The organism is Streptomyces sp. NPDC051963 (assembly GCF_044593495.1).
Taxonomy (GTDB): domain Bacteria; phylum Actinomycetota; class Actinomycetes; order Streptomycetales; family Streptomycetaceae; genus Streptomyces.
Window position 1 is genome coordinate 713,923 of the sequence record NZ_JBIUCC010000003.1, and the last position, 16,893, is coordinate 730,815.

Sequence of the window (16,893 nt, forward strand, 5' to 3'; positions counted from 1 at the left end):
GACTCCTTGAGGTACGAAGGTCTGCGGGAGCGCTGGGGGTGGGGCCGGCGGTGGTCAGGGGGGTGTCTACGGAGGTGGTCATCCGGCTGGTGCGCTCCCGTCGTGCCGGGTGGTGGTGTGGTCGGGGTGGGGCGGCATGGGGCGCGCCTCCGTTGTGTGGGCCGCATCCATGGGCGGTACGTCTATGGAGCGGGCCCTGGTCATGGGTTCGGCATCTGTGTGGGATGCGTCGAGCTGTGTCGGCGCAAGGCGCGTCGGCTCCGTGCGCACCGGTTTGGTGTGTACGGGCTCCATGTGTGCCGGATCCATGTGTGCGGGCTCCGTGTGCGCGGGCTCCGTATGGCCGGACACCATGTGTGGCCCGGAGCCCGTGTGTCCCGACACCGGGTGGGGTGCCTCGACGGGCGCGGGCTGTCTGTGCGAGGACTCCATGTGTGGGAACTCCATGTGCGACAAGTCCCTGTGCAGGGAGGTGCTGCTCTGCGGGGAGTCCATGTGGGGGGCGGACGCCATGTGGGACGCATCCAGGTGGGACGAGTCCATGTGGCCTGACTCCATGTGCTGCTGCGCCTCCGCGAGGCCGATGCCGCGCTGGAAGGCTGCCATCAGGCCGGGGTCGTGGCCGGCGAGGGAGTCCGAGTCCAGGCGCGGTGCCGGGCCGTCGCGCAGTTGCGGCGCGATGTGTTCCTGGGCGCGGCGCCTGGGTAGTTGGGGCTTGCCCATGGTGCCGCGCACGGCACTGGTGCGCGGCAGGGGCGGTGTGGCCGTGTTCTCGGCGACGAGCGGACGGTCTTCGGGCCGGATGCCGGGCAGTGCCTCGGCGGGATTGGGCCGCTCCTCGTGGGCGCGTACGGGCAGCGGCACCGGTGGGCCGCTGTCCTGCATCGGGGCGGACGCCCGAGGGGCCCGCTGCCGGGGCGGCACGCCGGTCGGCGGCGCGGGCGCGATCCGCTGTCCCGCATCGGGTGCCGGTGCGGGCCGCGGCTGCTGCGTCGGTACGGCCGGCCCCGCGCCGCCACCGGTGTCCTGCGGCCGCGGTACGGCCCCGGGGGCGCCCGGATGCGTACCCAGCAGCCCCTGCGGCACGACGAGAACGGCCTGGACACCGCCGTAGATATTGGTCTGGAGGCGGACGTTGATGCCGTGCCGTCGTGCGAGCTGGGAGACGACGAACAGCCCGATGCGGCCGTCGGCGAGCAGGCTCGCGACATTGACCTGGTCGGGGTCGGCGAGCAGGGCGTTCATCTTGTTCTGCTCGCCCACGGGCATACCGAGTCCGCGGTCCTCGACCTCGACGGCGAGCCCGGAGGTGACCAGCTCGGCACGGAGCAGCACTTGGGTGTGCGGGGCGGAGAACACCGTGGCGTTCTCGACGAGTTCGGCGAGCAGATGGATCACATCGGCGACGGCGTGTCCGCGCAGGGTGCCGTCGATGGGCGGCACGAGCTTGACGCGCGAGTACTGCTCGACCTCGGCGATGGCCGAGCGCAGCACCTCGGTCATGGAGACCGGGTTGCTCCACTGTCTGCGCGACACGGCGCCGCCGAGCACGGCGAGGTTCTCCGCGTGGCGCCGGATGCGGGTGGCGAGGTGGTCGACGTGGAAGAGGCCCTTGAGCAGGTCGGGGTCCTCGATCTCGTTCTCCAGCTCGTCGAGGATGGAGATCTCGCGGTGCACCAGCGACTGAAGGCGCCGGGCGAGATTCAGGAAGACCTCCAGCTTCTGCTCGCTGCCCGCCTGGCTGGACAGCTGTGCGGCCTGCACGACGGCGGTGACGGCGCCGTCGTGCACGCGGGCCAGGTCGGCGGCGAGCAGCTCGAAGTCGTCGGCGTCCTCAGGAGGCCCGCTGCGCGGCTTGCGCTGGGGCGGGCCGTCGCCGCGGCGCAGCGCCTCGACGAGGGCCCGCAGATCGGCCTCGCCGCGCGCGCTGCTCTTGCGCAGCGCACCGAGCCGTTCGCTCACGGACCTGGCGGCGCGATCGGCGGCCACGGCGGCGATCGCGATCCCGACGCAGGTCACCGAGACGGCACCGGCGAGCACGCCCCACAGGATGAGGCTGGGCTGCGCCCCGGTCGTGCGGACGGTGAACAGCACGGCGGCCGAGGCGCTGAGGGCGACCGCGAGGGGCGGCAGCACGGCGAGACGCAGGAGTTGGGGTCGTATGGGCGTCTCGGGCAGCGCGGGTACGGGTCGGGCGACCGGCCGCCCGTGCCGGCCGCCCTCGCGGCGGTCTGCGCGTGGTGCCGGTGCGCGGAGCTGAGACATCGGTGTCCTCGTACTGGTCCGTCGGTCCTGGTTGCCAGGGGGGTTCGCGTGGCCGCCGGTGTCGCCCCCGGTGTGCGTCCCGGAGGGCTCACGGCCCCGGGCGGTCGCTCCCCCGGGCTCGCGGGATCCGACGTGCGCCCGGCTGGACCGGGGCGACCCGGCGTGCGCTCCGCCGGTCCCCCGGCCGCGCTCGCGTCGGGAGGGCGCTGCGGCGCCGCGGTCGCCGGTCACCGGCTTCCCCCGGCTCCCGGCCGGGGCCGGGGCCGGGGCCGAGCCAGGGGTGCTCCCATCGCGTCGACTCCCTCCGCCGCCTCGCAGCTGCACCTCTCCAGACCCCGCTCCCTGATCCGTCCTGATCCACGCGACGCCCCCGGCCGCGGTGCGCGAATCGGGCATGCGGCATCGCGGTGCCGATCGAAAGACCGAAAAATTCGGCCCTGCGTCGCTCGGCGGACACTCACCGTAGTCGCCTGCGCTTCATGTGCGGTGGGCAGTTGACAAAGTCCCCCGGAGAGCTTCCCGCTCTGGTATGAGGCCTCGTACGACAGACCGATAAACCTCTCGCACCCCAGTTCTGGAACGAGAAAAGAGCGATCACAGCTGGTCAGAAGTGGTCACGAACAGACGGCGAGGGCCGGAGAGCTTTTCGCTCTCCGGCCCTCGCCATCCACGGATTCTCCGCGTTCGATCACCCCGTCGGTACGGTCTCGGGGTCGCCCGTGCCCTCGGCCGCACCGCCTGGAGCGTCACGCGCCGTATCGGTCGGACCCTCGGCCGCGGCCTTCGTCGAGGTGCCGGTCCGGAGGTCGGCGTCCGGCCACCCGTCGGCCGGGGCCGCCGCCACCGCGCGCCACCAGGGCTCGGCGGGCACGGTCTCGGACGTGGGTTCGAAGGGCTCACCGGGCCGGGGCAGGGCCACGCGAGCACCCTCCGCGCGTGCTGCCGCGACGGTTCCCTCACCGGGATCCGCCCACGGGTGCATCGCCAGATTGAAGGTGGCCCAGTGGATCGGCAGCATCACACCCTGAGGCGTCCCGCCCTGGAGGTCCAGGTGAGCGCGCATGCCTTCCTCGGGGGTCATGTGGATGTCGGGCCAGAACTCGGAGTAGGCCCCGATCTGGATCATCGTGGCGTCGAACGGGCCGTAGTCGGCGCCGATGTCCTTGAAGCCCTCGAAGTACCCGGTGTCCCCGCTGTGGTAAATCCGGTGTTCCTCGCCCGCGACGGACCAGGAGGCCCACAGCGTGTGCTGGGTGTTGCGCAGCCCTCGGCCGCAGAAGTGGCGGGCCGGGGTGGCGGTCAGGGTGAGGCCGCCGACCTTGGTGTCCTCGTGCCAGTCGAGCTCGCGCAGCCGGTCCGGGGACACTCCCCAGTGTTCGAGGTGGGCGCCGACGCCGAGCGGCACGGCGAACAGGGTGTCCGTGTCCGCCAGCATCTTGATCGAGGGCATGTCCAGGTGGTCGTAGTGGTCGTGCGAGATGACGACGACGTCGACCGGGCCGAGCGCGGCCAGCGGCAGGGGCACCGGGTGCAGCCGCTTGGGCCCGGCGAAGGGGAACGGGGAGCAGCGCTCGCCCCAGACGGGGTCGAAGAGCACTCGGTGGCCGTCTATCTCCGCGAGCACGCTGGAGTGACCCATCCAGGTCAGCCGCAGCCCCGTGGCCGGGGGCCGGGCGATGTCGGCGAGGGTCGTGGCGTGCACCGGAACCGTGCCCTGCGGGGCGCGGCGGGGGCGGGTGTCACGGTCGAGGAAACCCTTGGCCAGCTCCACGGACGAACCGGAGGGCCGGGTCCGGGCCTCGCCCCCGGGATTGAGGAAGACCCCGTCCTTGAAGTGCGGCGATCTGCGGATACGCGCAAGACGCTCACCACTGGGGTCCGCGCCGAAGGCAGCGGGCTGCAGTGCGCGGAGCCCGGTGCTCAGGGAACGGAATCCGGTCACGGTACCTCCAAGTGGAGTCGCTGAGGACTTCCATTATGGGCGCCGCCTCTGACAACCCCGGGTCACCCCGGTCACACTGCGATGTCCCACCTGCCCGGCCCGGTGGAAACTACAGCTCGGAGTCGCCCCACACCCGAACGTCCACCTCGTCCCCGACCGTCACCTTGCCGGGCCGCAGGACCGCGAACTTCGCGCCGAACGCGACTCCGCCGGCGCGCGCCCGGCGGTAGCCGGCGAGCGTGCGCAGCGGTTCCGGGCCGTCCTTCGAACCGGTTTCCTGGTCGACCAGGGTGACGGCGCAGCGGATGGCGAGCTTCGCGTAGCCCAGTTCGGCGTCGCCGATGGTGATGCGGTGGGCGCGGTCCTCGGAGTGCGGTTCGTCCCAACCGCCGACGACGACGTTCGGGCGGAAGCGGTCCATCGGCAGCGGGCTGCCGCCCCGCTCGGCCACCTTGCCGTTGAGGAGGTCGAGGGTCCCGCGGGAGAGCATGTGCAGCGCACAGCTGTCGGCGTAGCCGGAGGTGCCCGGTGTACGGCCGTCGGTCACCCGGTCGTGCTCGGGTGGCACGCGTACGAGCCTGCTGGGCGCCCGGAGCACGTCCGACAGCCATGCGGCGGCGGTGTCCCCCTGGTCGATCCCCTGATACGGACTCCCGAAGAGGTCGACCGGCCGCCGGGCCCCGGATGCGTCCACGTCGACGCGCACGGCCTCGGCCCCCGGCGCCCGCAGCACGAGCACTTCCCCGCCGGGCCCGACCTCCGGCCGGATGAGTGCGAGCCGGGGATCCCGCCGCTGCGTCCGGAACACCCCCTCCTCACTGACGACCATGAAGCTGCGGTCGTGCGCGAGGCCTGCCGGGGTCACCATCGCCTCGCCCGGCGAGGTCCCGGCGCATCCCTTGATGGGGTAGTAGGTCAGTTCGACGACGTGGGCCATGCCCTGCCCGCTCCCTCCGATCCACGATCGGTGCGCTTGGGAGAGAACCTACTGATCCCACCCGCCCGCCCTCCAACGGGTTTCGCGTTGACACGACACGCCACCCGTCCCGATACTGACTCGCCGTTCAGCAACGCTCATGTCGAGGAGCCCGCATGACCACCCCCCTGATGTCGCTCGTCTGGACCGACCACGTCACCGGGCGACAGGGCTTCCTTGTCGTCGACCGGCTGGTACGCGGTGTGTCCAGTGGCGGGCTGCGGATGCGGGCGGGCTGCACCCTCGACGAGGTCACCGGGCTCGCGCGCGGCATGACGATGAAGGAGGCGCTGCACTACGACCCCGAGGGGCGGTACGTCCCTCTCGGCGGCGCCAAGGGGGGCATCGACTGCGATCCGCAGGACCCGGACTCGTACGGGCTTCTCGTGCGCTACCTGCGCGCCATGCGGCCGCACATCGAGAGCTTCTGGACCACGGGCGAGGACCTCGGGCTCACCCAGGACCTGGTGGACCGGGCGGCCGCGGAGGCGGGGCTCGTGTCATCGATCCAGGCCGTGTATCCGCTGCTGGACGACGAGACCGCGGCCCGGCGCCGGCTCACCGAAGCGTTCGCCGTCGAGGTGGACGGCCTCGGGCTCGACGAACTCGTCGGCGGCTGCGGGGTCGCCGAGTCGGCGCTCGCCGCCCTGGACCGGGCGAGCGTGCCGTACACAGGAACGCGCGTCGCCGTACAGGGCCTGGGCACCATGGGCGGTGCGACGGCACGCTTCCTCACGCGCGCGGGGCTTTCGGTGGTGGCCGTCGCCGACATCAAGGGCACGATCGCCAACCCGGCGGGGCTCGACGTCGAGACCCTGCTCGCCGGGCGCGACGCGTACGGAACCGTCGACCGTTCCGGCTTGCGTCCCGGTGACCGGGAACTGCCGGGCGACGCCTGGCTGTCCGTCGACGCGGAGGTGCTGGTGCCCGCGGCCGTCTCGTACGCGGTCGACGCCGTGAACCAGGAGCGGATCACCGCCCGCTGGATCGTCGAGGCGGCGAACATGCCCGTACTGCCCGAGGCGGAGGAGCTGCTGACCGCGCGCGGGGTCACCGTACTGCCGGACGTGGTCGTCAACTCCGGGACGAATGCCTGGTGGTGGTGGACGCTGTTCGGTGACATCGGCGCCGACGCGGACGAGGCGTTCGCGCACACACGCCGTTCGATGCGCGCCCTGGTGAACCTGATGCTGGCCCGCGCGGAGACCGACGGGACGACACCGCGGGCCGCGGCGCACGCCATCGTCGCGGACCGGCTGCCGGTGATCGCCGCGCGATTCGGCTGGTACCGGTGACGCGGGTCTTTGACATGTTCTGTGTAGGGTGACCGCGTGGCCAGGGTGCGGTTGAGCGTGGCTGAGCGGCGCGAGGAGCTGCTGAAAGCCGCCATCGAGCAGATCGAGGCGCGGGGCGTCGCGGCCGTCCGGATCGCCGACGTGGCCGCCGCACTCGGTGTGAGCAACGCCCTGGTGCTCTATCACTTCTCCACCAAGGAGAAGCTCGTCGCCGCCGCCTTCACCCACGCCGCCGAGGACGACCTCGCTCAGCTGCGCCGGGTGCTCGGCCGCCGTACGACGGCACTGCGCCGGCTTCGGGCCGCCGTGCGCTGGTACGCGCCCACGGGCCAGGCCAAGGGCTGGCGGCTGTGGATCGAGGGCTGGGCGGTGGCGCTGCGCGAGCCCGCCCTGCGTGAGGTCACCCGCGATCTCGACAAGGAGTGGAAGGCCGCGATCGCCGAGGTCATCGCCGAAGGGGTGGCCGCGGGCGAGTTCCGCTGCCCGGATCCCACCGGCGCGGCCCTGCGCCTCACGGCCCTCCTCGACGGACTCGCCGTGCAGATGACCTCCTATGCCGGCGCGGTGTCACGCGCGCGTGCGCAGGAATGGGTCGATGACGCACTCGCCCGCGAACTGGGACTGGAGCGGAAGGCGTTGACCGCGACAGGACGGTGAGCGGAACCGCCCACCGCCGCCCTCAGGCCACGAACCTGATCCGTTCCTTGATGTCGTGCGGCGACAGCGCCCCCTTGGCCGTCGCATGGTCGCCCGACGACTCTCCCCGCAACCGCCGCCCGATCCACGGGACCAGGTACTCACGCGCCCAGTGGACGTCGTCCCGCCGCACATCGAGGGTGCCCCGCGGCGGCAGCGGGGGCCAGGGCTGGTCGGGGTCGGCCGGGACCTCCAGGCCGAGGACCTGGCCGGCGCGCAGCGCCACGCGCGTGTGCCCCTCGGCCGAGAGGTGGAGCCGGTCGTTGTCCCAGGCCCGCCGGTCCTGAACGGTCTTCAGGGACCACAGGTCGAGCACCGGGCAGCCGAACCGGTCGGCGATCGCCCGTACATGGCCGTTGTAGGTGGCGATCTTGCCGCGCAGATGCTTGAGCACCGGGACGCCCCGGGTGTCGAAGCCGGTCGTCACCATGACGCTGCCCACGGCCGAGGTGAGCCGGACCATCGCCCGCTCGAAGCGTTCGGCGACCTCGTCGGGGTCGGTTCCGGGCCGGATGATGTCGTTGCCGCCCGCGCAGAACGAGACCAGGTCCGGGGCGAGTTCGACTGCCTTCGGAAGCTGGTCCGCCACGATCTGGTCGAGCAGTTTGCCGCGCACGGCGAGGTTGGTGTACTCGAAGTCGCCCTCCGGACGCCGGTCCGCGAGCAGTACCGCGAACCGGTCGGCCCAGCCGACGAACGCTCCGTCGGGGCCGGGGTCGCCGACGCCCTCGGTGAAGCTGTCCCCCACCGCCACGTACGACCCGATCACTGATCTGTTGTCATTCTTCGAATCGTCTGCCACATCGGCCCATGATTCACCTTCGGATGTGAGCTACGCGACCGTAGGAAGGGGTTGACGGGCGGTGAGATAAGCCACGCCTAAAGTGTTCACCAACTCAGGAATAGCCTTCCGATCAAGGACGTTGTGGCGTCACTCAGCCGTCCGTCTCGATCCGGGCGACGAAGAACACCGAAGGCCGGACCCGGGGATCGGGGTCCGGCCTTCGGTGGCGTGGGGGGCGCGTCGGTCGCGGGTGTCAGCCGACGGAGACGCCGTGCGAGCGGAGGTAGGCGACGGGGTCGACGTCCGAGCCGTAGTCCGGGGTGGTGCGGATCTCGAAGTGCAGGTGCGGGCCGGTCACATTGCCGGTCGCGCCGGAGAGGCCGAGCTCCTGGCCCTCGGTCACGGTCTGCCCGTTGGAGACGGATATCGAGGACAGGTGGCCGTACTGCGCGTAGTAGCCGTCGGCCAGCTTGACGACGACCTGATTGCCGTACGCACCGCCCCAGCCCGCGGAGACGACCGTGCCCGCACCCACGGACTTCAGCGAGGTGCCGGTCGGGACGACGAAGTCGACGCCTGTGTGGTAACCGCTGGACCACATGCTGCCCGACATGTGGTATGGGGTCCCGACGGTGGCACCGGCCACCGGCAGGGTGAAGCCGCCGGCGGTGCTCGTGGTGTCGGCGGACTGAGTGTTCGCCGCGTTCGAGCTGGACGACGCCGCCGAATCCGACGCGGACGAGTCGGACGAAGCGGATGAGTCCGACGAGCCGGACGACTTCGACGAAGGCGACGAAGGCGACGACTTGGAGGAGTCGGTCGCGGCCTTCTTGCCGATCGAGAGCTTCAGACCGGGGTGGATGAGCGACGGGTCGTCGCCGACGGCCTCTCGGTTGTCCGAGTAGAGCTTGTGCCAGCCACCGCTGACATTCTGCTCGTCGGCGATCTTCGAGAGGTAGTCACCGGCCCTCACGGAATAGGTCTTCACTCCCGAGGTTTTCGCGGCGGCCTTCTTCTCGGCTGCCTTCTTCTCGGTCTTCGGAACCGACTGAACGGCCTTTTCCGAAACGGATTGAGCGGGAGCGGCATGTGCTCCGGTGGCCCCCAGCAGCGGGAGGGCGAGCGCTGCGCCACCGGTTCCGGCGACGGCGATCGAGCGGGTGAAGCGCTGGCTCTTGGGACGGCGGTGCTTACCCTTCGCGGGCATGGCGAATTCCTCTCCGGCGCCTACGAGGTGAGCTGTCGGGTGCGGACTGGAGATGTCCGGCCGCGCGTTCGCGGCTTGACCCCTAGCCGTTCCGGAGACCGGAACAGGCGGTTCTACCTGTGGGTCCCCCGCTCCTGCCGTTCACGGGTGAGTTGTGCGGTCTCCGGGCGGCGGCAGGATTGGGCGTCCGTCCGGATTGGTGGCGAACGTAAGCGACTAAGACGCAAAGGGACAAGCAAGAGGTTCCCGGGACATGCGTTTCTCTTGATCCCTTGTGGGAAATCCCAGTCACACTCCGTGAATTCCGACCGCGCACGGGATTCAAATCCCTGGAAAGACACGCGAATTACGTGAACATGACGGGCGACGCTCGGTCACGAATATGACGCTGCTCACGCGGCATCTCCCCAGGGCGCCTTATTCCAGAGCGAGTTGGAATGAAGATCCCAATTCGGACAGAAGACTCAGATGCGACGCAGCCGGAGAACCGTCGCATCGAGGTCGCCGCGCAGCCCCGTAGGCAATCCGTGGTGCAACAGCACCGCACCCCGGTGAACTTCGCCCGTTTCGCGGCATTCATACGACGCCGTCGGGTCGAGGCCGCGCAGCCGGAGCGCCGGTACGGGCTCGCCGTAGTGCTGCGACTGGAGCCAGGCGATGACGACGGTCTCGTCGCCGAGCACGTACTGCACCGCACTCGAACCGCCCTGCGGCGGCCGCAGCCGGTAGAGGTCCCCGCGCTGCACGAGAGGCCGGATCTCCTTGTACAGGCCCACCCAGTCCCGGGCCTCGGCAAGCTCTTCGTCCGTCCACTTCGTGAGGTCGCCGCCGACCCCGAGCACCCCGGCCATGGCGCTCACGAACCGGAAGCGCAGCGAGCTGACCCGGCCGTTGAGCTGGGTGTTGGGGCTGTCGGTGACCCAGGCGGCCATGACCCGCGCGGGGTGGATCTGGCTGAAGCCGTGCTGGATGGCGAGCCGGTCGAGCGGGTCGGTGTTGTCCGAGGTCCACATCTGATCCGTGCGGCTCATGATCCCGAGGTCGATCCGGCCGCCACCGCCGGAGCAGGACTCGAAGGCGACGCCGGGGTGCGCTTCCCGCAGCCGGTCCAACAGGCGGTACAGAGCGTGCACATGGTCGACCCACAACCGCTGCGGATACGCCTCTCCCGGCCAGCCCGCGTCGGTGAAGCAGCGATTGAAGTCCCACTTCACGTAGTCGATCGGGGCGCTGGAGAGGAGCGTGTCGAGCTGCTCCCAGAGGTACTCCTGGACATCGTCGCGGGCGAGGTTCAGTACGAGCTGATTGCGAAATTCAGCACGCTTGCGTCCGATTTGGTACTGCACCCAGTCGGGGTGGGCGCGGTACAGGTCGCTGTCCGGATTGACCATTTCGGGCTCGACCCAGATGCCGAACTGCATACCGAGTCCGTGCACGTGGTCCGCGAGCGGCTTGAGGCCGCCGGGGAAGCGGTCGGGGTTGGGTGTCCAGTCGCCGAGCCCGGCCCGGTCGCTGGTCCGCGCCCCGAACCAGCCGTCGTCGACCACGAACAGCTCCACGCCCATGTCCGCGGCCCGGCGCGCGAGTGCCCGCTGCTGCTCCTCGGAGATGTCGAACTCGGTGGCCTCCCAGGAATTGAAGAGCACCGGCCGGTCCTGGTCCGCGTCCGGGATGACGTACGCCCGCTGATAGGCGTGCCACGCGCGGCTCGCCCCGCCGAAGCCGCGGTCGCTCCACAGACCGGCGAAGACGGGCGTCGTGAACGACTCGCCCGCCGCCAGGCGCAGCAGGCCCGAGTCGTCGTATCCGGCACCGCCGGTGATCTGCACGCGCGCGTCGGGGAGTTGGGCCACGGCGATCCGCCAGGACCCGGACCAGCCGAGGGCGCAGCCGTAGACCTCGCCGCGCTCCTCGGTCGCGTCGTCGTCCAGCGCGACCCAGGGCAGATGCTGGTGACCGGTGTGGCCGCGCCGGCTGCCGATGACCTTCTCACCGTAGGTGAGGTCGGAGCGCACGAGCCGGGACTCCGCTGCCCAGCGGCCGTGCAGCTGGGAGAGCCGCCAGGCGCCGCGGTCGGGCAGGGTCCAGGTGGCGGAGTCGGCACGCAGCAGCTCGACCGTCGGCCCGTCGTTGTCGAGGGTCACCCAGCGCTCCACGACGTCGTCGCGCATGCGATAGTGCAGCGTGACGGTCAGGCCTTCGTCGCGAAACCGCAGCCGCAGTGCGTCGCCCTCGGCCTCGTACGCCTCGAAGTGCCACTCGGTGCCGCGCCGCTCCTCGGTGCGTACGGACAGGGCGGGCCGGGCGAAGCGGGGGCCGCCCTCGACCGGGTACTCCTCGCGTCCGTCGAGCTGGGACTCGAAGGAGCTGCAGCCCGGCTGCGCACGCATCGCGAGGGCCTCGGCGTCGGCGAGCGCGACCCGCGGGCCCCAGTGCAGGTGCACCAGTTCGTCTTCGTCGGTGAGATGGATGGCGTAACCGCTGGTCGGCCCGGTGAGGAGCCACGTACGGGCGTTGTCCGAAATCTCCAGCATCACGTCTCCACAGATCCCAACAGGTGCACTCAAGTACCAACATCATCTATGCCCTTGATCCCCTGGCACAACGCCTGTGGACAACTTCATTGCCCCAGGAACCCATGTCGTATCGTCGAGTGCGTGCCCGTCGACGAGCCGCGCCGACGAAGCCGTCTGGGAGGAGCCCTCGTGACGCAGCAGATCCCGTCGACCGAGCCGGAGCTGGCCGGAGTGCGCAACTTCCGTGACGTGGGCGGACTGCCGACCGTGGACGGGCGGCGGGTGCGGCAGGGCGTGCTGTTCCGCAGCGGCCACCTCGCGCACGCGACCGCGGAGGACACCGTCTTCCTCGACTCCCTGGGTCTGCACACGATCTTCGATTTCCGCAACGCGGCCGACCAGAAGCTGGAGGGCCCGGACGTCGAGCTGCCCGGCGTGCGGAATGTGAACCTGCCGCTGACCGACCCGGCGGACGGCGCCGAGTTCTGGAAGATGGTCCGCGACGGCGACATCGACCAGCTGCGGACGATCCTCTCCGACGGCAAGGCGGCGAACCGCATGATCGTTTCGTACCGCACGATCATCAAGGAGCGCACCGCCGAGCACTCCCGGGTCCTGCACGCGCTCGCCGAGGAGAGCGTCCCCGCCCTGATGCACTGCGCGGCGGGCAAGGACCGGGCCGGCCTGTCCATAGCCGTGACGCTGCTCGCCCTGGGCGTGGAGCGCGAGGCGATCGTGACGGACTACCTGGAGTCGAACGCCAAGCACCGCCGCTACAAGGTCCACCGCAGCAGCAGCTCGTCCTCGGCCTACTCCCCCGAGGTCATGGAGCTGCTCAGCCCCCTCTTCGACGCGCGCGCCGAATACCTCACCGCGGCCTTCGAGACCATCGAGGAGACCTGGAGCAGCGTCGAGGTCTACCTGGAACAGGGCCTCGGAGTCACCCCCGAGATCCGCGAGCGGCTGCGCGAGCGCCTGCTGGACTGAGGACGTGACGCTACTGCTTCGCCCCCAGCTCGAAGAGCAGGAAGATGAAGGCGGCGAAGACGTGGCCCACCGCGATGTAGATGATCAGGCGCACCCACAGGGCGCGCGGGAACTTCTCCTCCATGTCCCTCATGGCATGACTCCAGGGGTGGGGCCCAGGCACAGCGTGGCCGTGGGGCTCTGCAACAGGGTGTGGACGAACAGGAGCTCCAGCCCGCCGCGGTCCTCGGCGGCGATGCGATGCGGGGTCAGCGAGTCGAAGTGCGCACTGTCGCCGGGGGCGAGCACATGCGTGGTGTCGCCGAGGCGCAGCCGTAGCCGCCCCTCGAGCACGTACAGCCACTCCTCGCCGGGGTGCACGCGCACGATGTCGCCCTGGGAGCCGTACGGCACATGCAGGCGCAGGGCCTGCATACCGCGGCCCGGCGCCCCGGCCTGACGGTACGTCCAGCCGCCGGCCGCGGTCGGTTCCATGTCCGCGGCGCGTACGACGGCGTCCCGGTCGGCGACGGTCTCGCCGAGCAGCTCCGAGACGGTCGTACCGTAGATGCGGGCAAGGGCGAGCAGCATCGGCAGCGAAGGCTGGCGCTGCCCGGTCTCCAGGCGGGACAGGTGGGCGGGCGACAGTCCGGCGGCGCGGGCCGCGACCTCCAGGGTGAGGGCGGCGCGGCGGCGCAGGGCACGGAGCTGCGGCGCCACGGCGGGCAGGTCCACAGCGGGCGCCTGCGCGGCCGGCGGGTCCTCGGGCGGCCCGGCTGCCGGCGCGGACTCGGGCTCGGGCTCGGCTTCGGGAGAGCTCATGCCCCCATTCAGCCGGAATCTTGTCTCTGAGACAAATCTTTTGCCTCAGAGACAAGAACCGGACGGACAGGGACCGCAGAGACAAGAGCCACCGTCTCCTACCGGTTCGCCACCGCCTGCTTCACCAGCGTCTTCCCGAAGTCCCACATCAGACCGCCCCCGCTGTGGGCGTCGTCCATCACGGCCGTGAAGGCCTCGACAAACCGGTCCACCTCCCGCTCGCCCACGACCAGCGGCGGGATCAGCTTGATCACCTCCAGGTGGTCACCGGAGACCTGGGTGAGGATCCGGTGCCGCTGGAGCAACGGGACGACCACCATCTGCGCGAACAGGCCCTTGCGGGCCGCCTGGAGCATGGTCCAGCGGCTGCGCAGCTTCAGCGAGGCGGGCTTGCCGAACTCGATGCCGATCATCAGGCCCCGGCCGCGGACATCGGCCAGCAGCTCGTACTTGTCGACCAGTGCCGCGAGGCGGGACTTGAGCAGCTCACCGGTGGCGCGGGCGTTCGCGACGAGCTGCTCGTTCTCCATGACCGACAGGACGGCCAGGCCCGCCGCCATGGCCTGGGCGTTGGATCCGAAGCTCGCCGAATGGACCAGCACGCGGTCGATCGACGAGTAGACCTTCTTGAAGATCCAGTCCTTGCCGAGCGTGGCGCCCACCGGCACATAGCCGCCGGAGAGCGCCTTGGCCACACAGACCAGGTCGGGTTCGACGCCGTCGTCGTGCTGGTAGGCGTAGAAGTCCCCGGTCCGGCCGAGCCCGGTCTGCACCTCGTCCACGATCAGCAGCGCCTTGTGCTTGTGCAGCAGCTCCTGGGCGGCGCGCAGATAGCCGGGAGGGGTCTCCAGCACGCCCTTGCCCTGGATCGGCTCGACGATCAGGGCGGCGACGTCACCCTTCTTCAACTCCCTTGCCAGGGCGTCGAGATCACCGAGCGGTACGGCCGTGTCGGGCAGCAGCGGGGCGAAGCCGTCGCGGAAGCCGTCCTCGCCGTTGACGGAGAGGGAGCCGGTGGTCAGGCCGTGGAAGGCGTGGTCGCAGTACAGGACGCGGGCCTTGCCGGTGGCACGGCGGGCGAACTTCAGCGCGGTCTCGACCGCCTCGGTGCCGCTGTTGCCGAAGAACACCCGGTCCAGATGCGGACTGTGGACGAGCAGCCGCTCGGCCAGCAGCCCGGGCAGCGGCTGGCAGTCGAAGCGGGTGAGGTCCGCGAGCTGGGCGTCGAGCACGTCGTGCAGTGCCTTGCGGACGACGGGGTGATGGCGGCCCAGGCCCATCACCCCGAACCCGGCGAGCATGTCCAGGTAGTCGTCGCCGTCCGCGTCCCAGACGTACGCGCCCTCGGCCCGCTCGTAGACCTTGTCGAAGCCGATGGTGTGCAGCATGCGCGGGAGCTGGTGATTGAGGTACTTGGTGTGCAGCTCGTAGCGCTCGGCTCCGCGCTCGGCCAGCAGGGCGCCGAGGTCGAACTCCGTGGTCATTCGGGTTTCTCCTTGACCGGCCTGTGCACCGGTACGTCGACCGGCTCCTTGGCCTGCTCTTGGACGGCCAGACTCGCGCTGATCCGTCCGGCGACCTCGACGGGGGTGAGGCCGATGTCGGCGAGCACCTCGCCGCGCTTGGCGTGCGCGAGGAACTGCTCCGGGATGCCGAAGCGCCGTAGGGGCACATCGACGTCGGCGTCACCGAGCGCCAGGGCGACCGCGGCGCCGACCCCGGACGCCCGGCTGTTGTCCTCGACGACGGCCACCAGACGGTGCCCGGCGGCGAGGCCCGGGAGCTCCGGGTCGACGGGCTTGACCCAGCGCGGGTCGACGACGGTGCAGCCGATGCCGCGGGCCTCGAGCAGTTCGGCGGCCTGGAGGCAGACGGGCGCCATCACGCCGACGGCGACCAGCAGGACCTCCGGTGCGTCGTCGCGGTGCAGTACGTCGATGCCGCCCACCCGGTCGACCGCCGGGACGCACGGCCCCACCGACTCCTTCGGGAACCGCACCAGGGTCGGCGCGTCGTCCACCGCGACCGCCTCGCGCAGCTGGGCCCGCAGTTGGTCGGCGTCGCGCGGCGCGGCGATCCTGAGGCCCGGCACGACCTGGAGGATCGACATGTCCCACATGCCGTTGTGGGAGGCGCCGTCGACACCTGTCACGCCGGCCCGGTCCAGGACGAAGGTCACTCCGCAGCGGTGCAGGGCGACGTCCATCAGGAGCTGGTCGAAGGCGCGGTTGAGGAAGGTGGCGTAGACGGCGACGACGGGGTGCAGTCCGCCGGTCGCGAGCCCCGCCGCCGATACGGCCGCGTGCTGCTCGGCGATACCGACGTCCCACACCCGGTCCGGGAACCGTGCGGCGAACTTGCCGAGCCCGACCGGGTGCAGCATGGCCGCCGTGATCGCCACGACGTCCTCCCGCTCCTCCCCGATCTTGACGATCTCCTCGCCGAACACCGAGGTCCAGGACGGTCCGTTGGACGGCGCGAGCGGCTCGCAGGTCAGCGGGTCCATCACCCCCACGGTGTGGAAGTGGTCCTCCTCGTGCGCGAGGGCGGGTTCGTAGCCGCGCCCCTTCTCGGTGAGGCAGTGCACCAGCACCGGTCCGTGGAAGCGTTTCGCACGCCGGAGCGCGGACTCGACGGCACCGATGTCGTGTCCGTCGATCGGGCCGACGTACTTGAGCCCCAGGTCCTCGAACAGGCCCTGCGGCGCGAACGCGTCCTTGAAGCCCTTCTTCGCGCCGTGCAGCGCCTCGTAGACGGTGTTGCCGACGACGGGCGTGCGCTGAAGGACGTCCTTGCCCCAGGCCAGGACCTGTTCGTAGCTGTCGGTGGTGCGCAGGGTGGCGAGGTGGTTGGCAAGGCCGCCGATGGTGGGGGCGTACGAGCGTTCGTTGTCGTTGATGACGATGATCAGCGGCCTGTTCTTGGCGGCCGCGATGTTGTTCAGCGCCTCCCAGGCCATGCCGCCGGTGAGCGCGCCGTCGCCGATCACCGCGACGACATGTCCCTTCTCGCCCTGCACCTGGCGGGCCTTGGCGAGCCCGTCGGCCCAGCCCAGTGCCGTGGAGGCATGGCTGTTCTCGACGATGTCGTGCTCGGACTCCTCCCGCGACGGGTAGCCGGACAGGCCCCCCTTGCCGCGGAGCTTCGAGAAATCCTGACGCCCTGTCAACATTTTGTGTACGTAGCTCTGATGGCCGGTGTCCCAGACGATGCGGTCGACCGGCGACTCGAAGACCCGGTGCAGGGCGACGGAGAGTTCCACCACCCCCAGATTGGGCCCGAGATGACCACCGGTCCTGGCCACGGCGTGCACCAGGAACTCCCTGATTTCGTCGGACAGTTCGCCGAGTTGCGCCTCGGACAGCGCCTTCAGGTCGCGTGGTCCCCGGATGTTCTCCAGAATCGTCACGTTCGCGGGCCCCCT

General features: G+C 70.5%; 13 protein-coding genes and 1 riboswitch. Of the genes, 3 read left to right on the plus strand and 10 right to left on the minus strand.

What is annotated here, in order from left to right:
- Window positions 1-78 precede the first annotated feature (78 nt).
- The 3 genes from ACIHFB_RS15490 to ACIHFB_RS15500 all read right to left on the minus strand — a co-directional run bounded on the left by ACIHFB_RS15490 (window position 79) and on the right by ACIHFB_RS15500 (window position 5,144).
- Window positions 79-2,265, minus strand: coding sequence for an ATP-binding protein (locus ACIHFB_RS15490; RefSeq protein WP_400127036.1), 2,187 nt, complete (start codon window positions 2,263-2,265; stop codon window positions 79-81).
- A 688-nt stretch (window positions 2,266-2,953) separates the two neighbouring features.
- The gene (locus tag ACIHFB_RS15495) at window positions 2,954-4,207 is read right to left on the minus strand and encodes an MBL fold metallo-hydrolase (RefSeq protein WP_400127037.1); all 1,254 of its coding nucleotides are present in this window, start codon (window positions 4,205-4,207) and stop codon (window positions 2,954-2,956) included.
- 109 nt (window positions 4,208-4,316) lie between these two features.
- A complete protein-coding gene (locus ACIHFB_RS15500) occupies window positions 4,317-5,144 on the minus strand; it encodes an MOSC N-terminal beta barrel domain-containing protein (protein ID WP_365286157.1) in 828 nt (275 codons plus the stop codon).
- 155 nt (window positions 5,145-5,299) lie between these two features.
- On the opposite strand from ACIHFB_RS15500, the gene ACIHFB_RS15505 reads away from it, so the two are divergent.
- Together ACIHFB_RS15505 and ACIHFB_RS15510 are read left to right on the plus strand one after the other, a co-directional pair.
- Entirely contained in the window at window positions 5,300-6,478 is a 1,179-nt protein-coding gene (locus ACIHFB_RS15505; protein WP_400127038.1) for a Glu/Leu/Phe/Val dehydrogenase dimerization domain-containing protein, read from the plus strand.
- 36 nt (window positions 6,479-6,514) lie between these two features.
- Window positions 6,515-7,135 (plus strand): TetR family transcriptional regulator C-terminal domain-containing protein, encoded by a 621-nt coding sequence (locus tag ACIHFB_RS15510; protein ID WP_365286161.1) that lies wholly within the window; start codon window positions 6,515-6,517, stop codon window positions 7,133-7,135.
- Window positions 7,136-7,157: 22 nt separating this feature from the next.
- On the opposite strand, the gene ACIHFB_RS15515 is transcribed toward ACIHFB_RS15510, so the two are convergent.
- The 3 genes from ACIHFB_RS15515 to ACIHFB_RS15525 all read right to left on the minus strand — a co-directional run bounded on the left by ACIHFB_RS15515 (window position 7,158) and on the right by ACIHFB_RS15525 (window position 11,699).
- Window positions 7,158-7,943, minus strand: coding sequence for an SGNH/GDSL hydrolase family protein (locus ACIHFB_RS15515; protein WP_365286163.1), 786 nt, complete (start codon window positions 7,941-7,943; stop codon window positions 7,158-7,160).
- Between the two features lie 268 nt (window positions 7,944-8,211).
- On the minus strand, window positions 8,212-9,165 hold the full coding sequence (locus tag ACIHFB_RS15520) for a peptidoglycan DD-metalloendopeptidase family protein (protein ID WP_400127039.1): 954 nt from the start codon (window positions 9,163-9,165) through the stop codon (window positions 8,212-8,214).
- A 4-nt stretch (window positions 9,166-9,169) separates the two neighbouring features.
- Window positions 9,170-9,325: riboswitch (cyclic di-AMP (ydaO/yuaA leader) on the minus strand.
- Between the two features lie 304 nt (window positions 9,326-9,629).
- Window positions 9,630-11,699, minus strand: coding sequence for an alpha-galactosidase (locus ACIHFB_RS15525; RefSeq protein WP_365286167.1), 2,070 nt, complete (start codon window positions 11,697-11,699; stop codon window positions 9,630-9,632).
- A gap of 171 nt (window positions 11,700-11,870) precedes the next feature.
- Here ACIHFB_RS15525 and ACIHFB_RS15530 point away from each other — a divergent pair, with 171 nt between their 5' ends.
- Complete coding sequence (locus tag ACIHFB_RS15530) at window positions 11,871-12,668, plus strand: tyrosine-protein phosphatase (RefSeq protein WP_365286169.1); 798 nt, start codon at window positions 11,871-11,873, stop codon at window positions 12,666-12,668.
- A gap of 10 nt (window positions 12,669-12,678) precedes the next feature.
- On the opposite strand, the gene ACIHFB_RS15535 is transcribed toward ACIHFB_RS15530, so the two are convergent.
- The 4 genes from ACIHFB_RS15535 to dxs all read right to left on the minus strand — a co-directional run bounded on the left by ACIHFB_RS15535 (window position 12,679) and on the right by dxs (window position 16,878).
- Window positions 12,679-12,801, minus strand: coding sequence for a DUF6126 family protein (locus ACIHFB_RS15535; RefSeq protein WP_365286171.1), 123 nt, complete (start codon window positions 12,799-12,801; stop codon window positions 12,679-12,681).
- On the minus strand, window positions 12,798-13,469 hold the full coding sequence (locus tag ACIHFB_RS15540) for an XRE family transcriptional regulator (RefSeq protein WP_365286173.1): 672 nt from the start codon (window positions 13,467-13,469) through the stop codon (window positions 12,798-12,800). Before ACIHFB_RS15540 ends, ACIHFB_RS15535 begins: the two co-directional genes overlap by 4 nt.
- 98 nt (window positions 13,470-13,567) lie before the next feature.
- Window positions 13,568-14,953 carry an aspartate aminotransferase family protein gene (locus ACIHFB_RS15545; protein ID WP_365286175.1) on the minus strand — a complete coding sequence of 462 codons (1,386 nt, stop codon included), beginning with the start codon at window positions 14,951-14,953 and terminating at the stop codon, window positions 13,568-13,570.
- Window positions 14,950-16,878 (minus strand): 1-deoxy-D-xylulose-5-phosphate synthase, encoded by a 1,929-nt coding sequence (gene dxs / locus ACIHFB_RS15550; protein ID WP_365286177.1) that lies wholly within the window; start codon window positions 16,876-16,878, stop codon window positions 14,950-14,952. The genes ACIHFB_RS15545 and dxs overlap by 4 nt, the downstream gene beginning before the upstream one ends.
- Between the last annotated feature and the right edge of the window lie 15 nt (window positions 16,879-16,893).